Raw genomic sequence first — 6829 nt, 5'->3', positions numbered from 1 at the left:
ATCTCGACCTCACGCAGCTTCCCGATGATCTCCACAGGCTTGTGCTTCTTGGCAGGCATGCGTCGTCCCTTCCTTGATCCAGACTGTCATAGTCGATGGACCACTCAGAAGGGGGCAGCTCACCTCGAACACCTGCTGAAAGCCGTGCCGTACCGCATCCACACTATCCTCACCGACAACGGCATCCAGTTCGCCGAGCAGCCCCGCAACCGGAACACCGCCTGGTCCCGTCAGATGCGCTTCGATATGATCTGCGAGGCCAACGACATCGAGCACCGGCTCACCAAACCGAACCATCCGTGGACCAACGGACAAGTTGAGCGGATGAACCGGACCATCAAGGAAGCGACCGTCAAACGCTTCCACTATGAGAGCCACGACCAGCTCCGAATGCACCTCGCCGACTTCATGGCCGCCTACAACTTCGCCCGCCGGCTCAAGACCCTCAGCGGGCTCACCCCCTACGAATACATCGCCAAGATCTGGACGTCAGAGCCAGACCGGTTCATCGTCGATCCGATCCACCAGATGCCGGGACTGAACACCTAATCTCGTCGTGAACGAATGGCTGCTTGGATTCGTCCACCCCGCCTAGTTCGCCGACTTTGCACTCGACTGCGGTGTCCCTTCAGGTCTCCAACCTTTCGCATCTCCCAATGCTGCTCGGCGACCGCGGTTTCGAAGCCGATTGGTTCGGAAGGCTTTCCCAAGCGAAGGGTATTGAGCCTGGCATTCAGGGCTTCGATCGTGCAACGGGCTGGTCCGGTAACATAACCGGCGCTATCATTGACGAACCCGCATGAAAACCATGTACGGTCGCCTTCAGAACTGACGTCGCATCGCATGCCGCTTCGACGGTTGCTCTTCCGCCAGCTCGCCGCCACCGTCATCATTTGAACAAACCCGAACAGTCCCGCTCTTGAAATGGTTCAGCTGCGAGGTGGGGGAGATGGTACAGGCGACATGTTTCGCTCTTGTGAGATTTGTACGATCCGCGCGGCAGCATCTTCAGCGGCGCTGATGACGATCCTGCGCTCCGGTTCTGAGAATGTAGTACGCATCTTCTCGTCGAGGACGCTTAGAACGCCTATGGGCAATCGTCCGTAAGGGCGAACCAGCGATGCGGCGTAGAATCTGAAACGTGCATTTTCGCCGTTGATCCAAGGATTTTCGGCAAAGCGTTCGTCGCTGCTAAGGTCCGGTATGATAAAAATTTCGTTTCCGGCGGCTAGCGCATGTCCCGAGAGGGAATTCTTTCGACTGTATGCACCGGCTTGGAACCCATATGCTGCGATAACATACTGGGTATCGCCGTACAGGACCGACAACAGCGACGACGTGCCGCGGACTTTCCGGCAAGCTTCCTTGCAAATCGCTTCCAGCTTTGCATCGTCCCGAGCTTGGAGTGCGCCTGTATCGACGACGGCGCGCTCGCGCTCCGCTTCGTTTGGGTCGGTAGGTGGCGGTGAATATATATGAACACTCACTCGGGCCGCCTCCAGTTGTTAGCAGTCGCCTTAGCCGCGCGCCTCGTTTCAGCAACCTCAGATTATTTAGAACTGTCCCATTTCAATGCGGTTGGATAAATTTGTTTATTTTCGGATTCAACGCGGGAATAGGCCGAAAAGTTTTTACCAAGAGTGTAGTGATATCATGCATGCTCCACAAGACGACGAAGGTGGGCGACACGTTTTGATTGATGCAGAGCATGTCGAGCGGCTGTGGCCGCGTTCTGAACGGCATTGGCAAGACATGGTTGAATGGCCGATGGGTGCTGAGCTGCATCATGATCGTCAGACGCAACGAACTGCGTCGGCAAGACGGGCTCCGCAACTATCGTCTTCGCAAGTATCTCTAGAATCGATGGACTGAAAGAGCAGCGACCGGTCGAGCGTTTCCACGCGCATGATGGCGGGGCCGACTGTGTGCGATGCGGAGCCGCAGGTCGTCGTTGCGATCAAGCTCAGGACGCACCGAGCGATTTCATGTCTTGGAAGTTGAGATGCAGTCTCAGTCGTCCGCCAGGCGAAACAGAGCCGTTATGAACAGAAAACTCTACCTCTTCGTCCACGCGAACAGCCACGCTTCGCGCTCTTTCCGACTGATGGGGAGGTCAGCGACCCGACTGGGGCGGTAGTGCTGCCAAACGATATGCCAAAGGCGCCTGGGCCGCCGCTACGCACCGGTTGGTTCGGAGGAAGCTTTCCGGGTCGAAAGCATGGAGTCCTGCAACTCGCGGCTGACTATCATGCAACGAGCCGGTCAGAATCGATGAGCGCCGCTACCGGTACGGCAGCCGCATCGAGACCATGTTCAGCCGCCGGAAGGAATAGCGGCGTGTCGCGATCGGCTACGATCGCTGTCCATGCCTTTCCTCGCCGTTGCTCTCATTGCCACCGTCATCTTAGGCCGTGCTCGACGAGCCCTGAACCCAGGCTACGTTGCTCGAGACCTTGCTTCACCGATACCGTACGGATATCAATAGAGGACCGAACTGGTATTTGCTGCGCAACGCAAGGTTCGACGCCTTCTCTCCCAAGAATAACTGATACAACATGGGAGAGGAATCGATATGGCCAATATCGATGTCAGCCGCGTCGTGGACGATGCGGCGTTCGGAAAGCTGCATCTTCGCATCATCCTGTCATGCGCGATCCTGCTGATCGTCGATGGCTACGACGTCTTCATCTACGGCGTCGTGCTGCCGCAGTTGATGGAGCAGTGGCAATTGTCGGCACCTCAGGCGGGCTCGCTGGCCAGTTGGGCGCTGTTCGGCATGATGTCGGGCGCATTCCTGTTCGGCCCGCTCGGCGACCGGATCGGTCGCAAGACCTGCATCACCATCTGCTTCACCCTGTTCAGCGTTGCCACCTTCCTGAACGGGTTCGCCGACAATCCCACGAGCTTCGGCGTGTTCCGCTTCCTGGCCGGGCTGGGCTGCGGCGGGTTGATGCCCAACGCGGTAGCGCTGACCAACGAATATGCCCCCAAGCGGATGCGCAGCACGCTCGTCGCGCTCATGTTCAGCGGCTATGCGGTCGGCGGCATGGTCGCGGCGGGCATCGGCATCTGGTTGCTGCCGCGCTTCGGATGGCAGGCCATGTTCTTCGCCGCCGCCGTGCCGATGCTGCTGCTCCCGCTCATCCTGCGCGGCCTGCCTGAGTCGATCGGTTTCCTTGTCCGCCGTGGCGATCAAAATCGTGCGCGTGCCGTCCTTGAACGGATCGCCCCCGGTCAGGCAGCGGGCGCGTCGCTTGCCTGGCCGGAAGCGACGACGTCGCAAGCATCGGTCGCAGAACTGTTCCGGGAGGATCGCACGCTCGGCACGCTCGCCATGTCGCTATGCTTCTTCTGCTGCCTGCTGATGGTCTACGCGCTGGGATCGTGGCTGCCGCAACTGATGCGGAGCGCCGGCTACGGGCTTGGGTCCAGTCTGTCCTTCCTGCTCGCCCTCAACCTCGGAGGAATGGCCGGGGCTATTTCGGGCGGGCGGCTGGCCGACCGGTTCGGACTGCCGCGCGTCGTCATGGCCTATTTTGGACTGGGCGCGCACAGCCTCGCGCTACTCGGCTTCAACAGTGCGACGCCGGTGCTGTACCTGCTGATCGTCATCGCCGGCGCCGGGACGACCGGCACGCAGATCCTGCTCTACGCCAGCGTCGCGGACTTCTATGCCTTGCCGGTGCGTTCGACCGGGCTTGGCTGGGCTTCTGGCATGGGGCGTGTCGGTGCGATCGTCGGGCCGTTGCTGGGGGGTCTGTTGCTCGCCGCCAAGCTGCCGATGGCGCTGAACTTCGTCGCCTTCGCCGTGCCCGGCCTGATCGCAGTCTTTGCGACCGCGCTGTTCTCGCTCAGTCGTCGGCGCGTACACCGCCGCGCTTCGCTTGCCATGGCTGTCTGAGGAAGGATGCCGAGCATGATCGCGATGATCCTCGCCGCCGCCACGCAGGCCGCCGCCGTGCCGACACCGATACCTCCGGCCGCCGCAGCCCCGCTGGAGGCACCGCCCAAGCCGGTCTTCAAGCCGATCAACCATGACGAGGACTATTCGGAGTTCCGCCCGATCCACGATGCGAACCTGTGGACGCGCCTGGAACACCTGCCGATCGCCGACGACAGCTATGCAACCGTCGGCGGAGAGTTGCGTCTGCGCCCCGAACTGCGGCTGGGCGAACGCTGGGGGCGGGGGCCGCAGGACGACGACGGCAATTTCCAGCAGCGCACGCGGCTATGGGGCGACGTCCAGGTCGAAGGGGTCTTCCGCGCCTTCGTCGACCTCGAACACGCCACCAGCGCCGGGCTGGATTCGGTCGTCGCCCCGATCGAGGAATGGCGGCTAGACTTCAACCAGGCGTTCGTCGAGGCGCACCACAAGGTCGGCGACGCGCGCATCGCAATTCGGCTGGGACGGCAGGAGGTCGGCATCGGCAACCAGACGCTGTTCGACATGCGCGAAGGAGCGAACACCCGCCGCTCGCTCGACGTACTGCGCGTGCTCGGCGGAAGGGAAGATGGGATGGCGGACTGCTGACCGGGCATGCCGTGCTGGAGAAGCTCGGTACGTTCGACGACCGCACCAACCGGAACATCGCCTTCACCGCCGTCCACGCCGGCCGCAGCTTCGGCGCTGCCACGCGCATGGGCCGGGCGGAGGGGCTGTTCCTCTTCGCCGACCGGGCCAGCCTAGCGTTCGACAGCGCGCCGGCTGCACGCGACCGGCGCAGGACGCTATCGCTGCGCTTTGCCGGTCGCGCCGATCGATGGACGGTCGATATCGAGGGCATTCGCCAGTGGGGATCGTTCGGCGACCTCGACGTCGACGCCTATTATCTGACTACCACGATCGGCCACGGCTGGACGGACGGGTGGAAGCCGCGGCTGGCGCTGCGAGTCGACATCGGCTCAGGCGATCGCAACCGGAACGACGGACGGATCGGCACGTACAGCCCACTCTTCCCCAAGCCGCTGACCTACAATGGCGATCTTGGGCCGCAGAATCTGACGGTCGTGCAGCCGATGCTGACGCTCCAGCCGATGACGCGCCTGACGCTCGATTTCTCGACGGCAGGGCTGTGGCGGACGTCCACGACCGATGGGGTCTATTCGCTGGGCGGATCGCCGCTTCGGCGTGGGGACGAGACCGACTCCCGCTTCCTCGGCAAACGCGCGACGGCGGCGGGACGCTATGCGTTGGGGTCGTTCACGACGCTCGGCTTCTATACCATCTATGGCGACGTCTCCCGCCGCTTCATGCCGGGGCGCGACCTGTTCTACGCGGCAGTCTACGTCACCTTCCGCTTCTGACGAGACCTCGTCTTCCGGCACGTTGCGGGAATGATTGATCAGAACGGAAAAAAGACACGGATCGCGCAGATCGCGACCACGAAGGTCAGGATGTTCAGCGGGAGTCCGACCCTTACGAAGTCCATGTAGCGGTAGCCCCCCATCTGGTAGACGATGACGTTCGTCTGGTAGCCGAACGGCGTCGCGAACGCCGCGCTGCCCGCCATCATCACGGCGACCAGGAATGGGCGGGCGCTGACGCCGAGGCTTTCCGCAAGCGCTACCGCGATCGGCGTCATCAGCACCGCGACGGTTGCGTTCGACAGCAGTTCGGTGAGGATCATCGTTACCGCGTACAGCACGATGAGAACGGTAAGCGGGTTGAAGTCGTGTAGTGATCCGACCAGGGCCCGCGTCGCCACGGCGGCAAGACCACTTTCCTCCATGGCGATGCCGATCACCACCATGCCCGCGATCAGCATGAGTATCTGGGGCCGGAGGCCGCCATAGGCCTGATCGGCCGTAAGCACGCGCAGAAGGATCAGAAGAACGGCTCCCGCGAAGGCGGTGGCGGCGATCGGTGCGACGTTCATCGCCGCGGCCGCGATCGCACCGACGAACGTCGTCCCGGCAATCATTGCGTGCTTGGGCCGGAAGGGACGCGGTTCGGCGAACAGTTCGGCGTGGCCGACGTGCGCAGTGTCGACTTCCAGCCTCGGTTGCGTTTCGGGCGGGGGCTCCTCGGTCACGCCCTGCCCCATCAGCCGGCCGCTGAAGAGGAACAGGTACAGGCCGCCGGCCAGCGCCATCGGCAGCCCGACAGGCGTGATTTCGAAGATCCCGAAGCGTGGCTGCCCGGAGATGCGGGCCATGTCGTCCACCAGCAGGTTCGTGGACGTTCCGATCAGCGTGCAGCAGCCTGTCAGGACGGTGATGTAGGACAGGGGCATGAGATACCGTTTGGGGGGCAGTCGGAGCGTCTTCGCGACGTCGCGCACGACGGGGGCACCGAGCACCACGATCGGTGTGCTGTTGAGGAAGCAGGAGAAGCAGCCGATGGCAGCGAGAAGCAGCCACAGACCCGCTGCACCCAGTCGGCGGCATAGGCCCACGGCTGCCACGATCGCACGGTCGAGCAGTCCTGACAGCTCGAGCGCGTAGGCGATCACGAAGAGGGACGCCAAAGCGAGGATTGCCGGGCTTGCGAAGGCGCCCTGGACCTCGACGGGACGAACGACCCCCGTGATTAGAAGCACGGCCGCCCCGGTGAGCGCGATGACGTCGGAACGTACGCCGTCCCAGATAAGCGCGACGACAACCGCGACCAGGACGGCTAGCGTCAGGATCTGGTCGAGGTTCATTCCGGACGACCGGCGGCGAAAGCCCATGCGATGCTCATGGTGCGCGTTGTGCAGGAAGTTGCTAAGCGGTGTCCATGAAGGAACCGACACCCCGATCCAGTCGACTGGCGCTGGCCGGAGTTCTCGTCGCGGCGATGGCGGTCGGAAGCGGGGGGTTTCTCCTCGGGCGTCGTTCTACAATTGAA

Annotated in this window: 7 protein-coding genes; 5 read left to right on the top strand and 2 right to left on the bottom strand. The window is 62.6% G+C overall.

Annotated features, from left to right (window positions below; all coding sequences use genetic code 11):
- Both AAIO73_RS19190 and AAIO73_RS19185 read left to right on the top strand, forming a co-directional pair.
- Nucleotides 1-549 (top strand): integrase core domain-containing protein (locus AAIO73_RS19190; RefSeq protein WP_345880279.1); only part of this gene is annotated, 549 nt, incomplete at its 5' end.
- Nucleotides 550-656: 107 nt separating this feature from the next.
- Complete coding sequence (locus AAIO73_RS19185; protein WP_345880277.1) at nucleotides 657-803, top strand: hypothetical protein; 147 nt, start codon at nucleotides 657-659, stop codon at nucleotides 801-803.
- Between the two features lie 126 nt (nucleotides 804-929).
- Here AAIO73_RS19185 and AAIO73_RS19180 read toward each other — a convergent pair whose 3' ends face one another.
- Nucleotides 930-1487, bottom strand: coding sequence for a GAF domain-containing protein (locus tag AAIO73_RS19180; protein ID WP_345880275.1), 558 nt, complete (start codon nucleotides 1485-1487; stop codon nucleotides 930-932).
- 1085 nt (nucleotides 1488-2572) lie between these two features.
- On the opposite strand from AAIO73_RS19180, the gene AAIO73_RS19175 reads away from it, so the two are divergent.
- Genes AAIO73_RS19175 through AAIO73_RS19165 form a run of 3 tightly spaced genes read left to right on the top strand, consistent with a single transcriptional unit; the run spans nucleotide 2573 to nucleotide 5304 of the window.
- Nucleotides 2573-3901 (top strand): MFS transporter, encoded by a 1329-nt coding sequence (locus tag AAIO73_RS19175; RefSeq protein ID WP_345880273.1) that lies wholly within the window; start codon nucleotides 2573-2575, stop codon nucleotides 3899-3901.
- A 15-nt stretch (nucleotides 3902-3916) separates the two neighbouring features.
- Nucleotides 3917-4531 carry an alginate export family protein gene (locus AAIO73_RS19170; RefSeq protein WP_345880271.1) on the top strand — a complete coding sequence of 205 codons (615 nt, stop codon included), beginning with the start codon at nucleotides 3917-3919 and terminating at the stop codon, nucleotides 4529-4531.
- An 11-nt stretch (nucleotides 4532-4542) separates the two neighbouring features.
- Entirely contained in the window at nucleotides 4543-5304 is a 762-nt protein-coding gene (locus AAIO73_RS19165; protein WP_345880269.1) for an alginate export family protein, read from the top strand.
- Nucleotides 5305-5342: 38 nt separating this feature from the next.
- Here AAIO73_RS19165 and AAIO73_RS19160 read toward each other — a convergent pair whose 3' ends face one another.
- A complete protein-coding gene (locus tag AAIO73_RS19160; protein ID WP_345880286.1) occupies nucleotides 5343-6644 on the bottom strand; it encodes an SLC13 family permease in 1302 nt (433 codons plus the stop codon).
- Between the last annotated feature and the right edge of the window lie 185 nt (nucleotides 6645-6829).

It is taken from the genome of Sphingomonas epibiotica (assembly GCF_039615155.1).
In the GTDB taxonomy this organism is placed as follows: Bacteria; Pseudomonadota; Alphaproteobacteria; order Sphingomonadales; family Sphingomonadaceae; genus Sphingomonas.
Note: the sequence above shows the minus strand (reverse complement) of the source record. Positions and strands in the feature narration are given on the sequence as shown.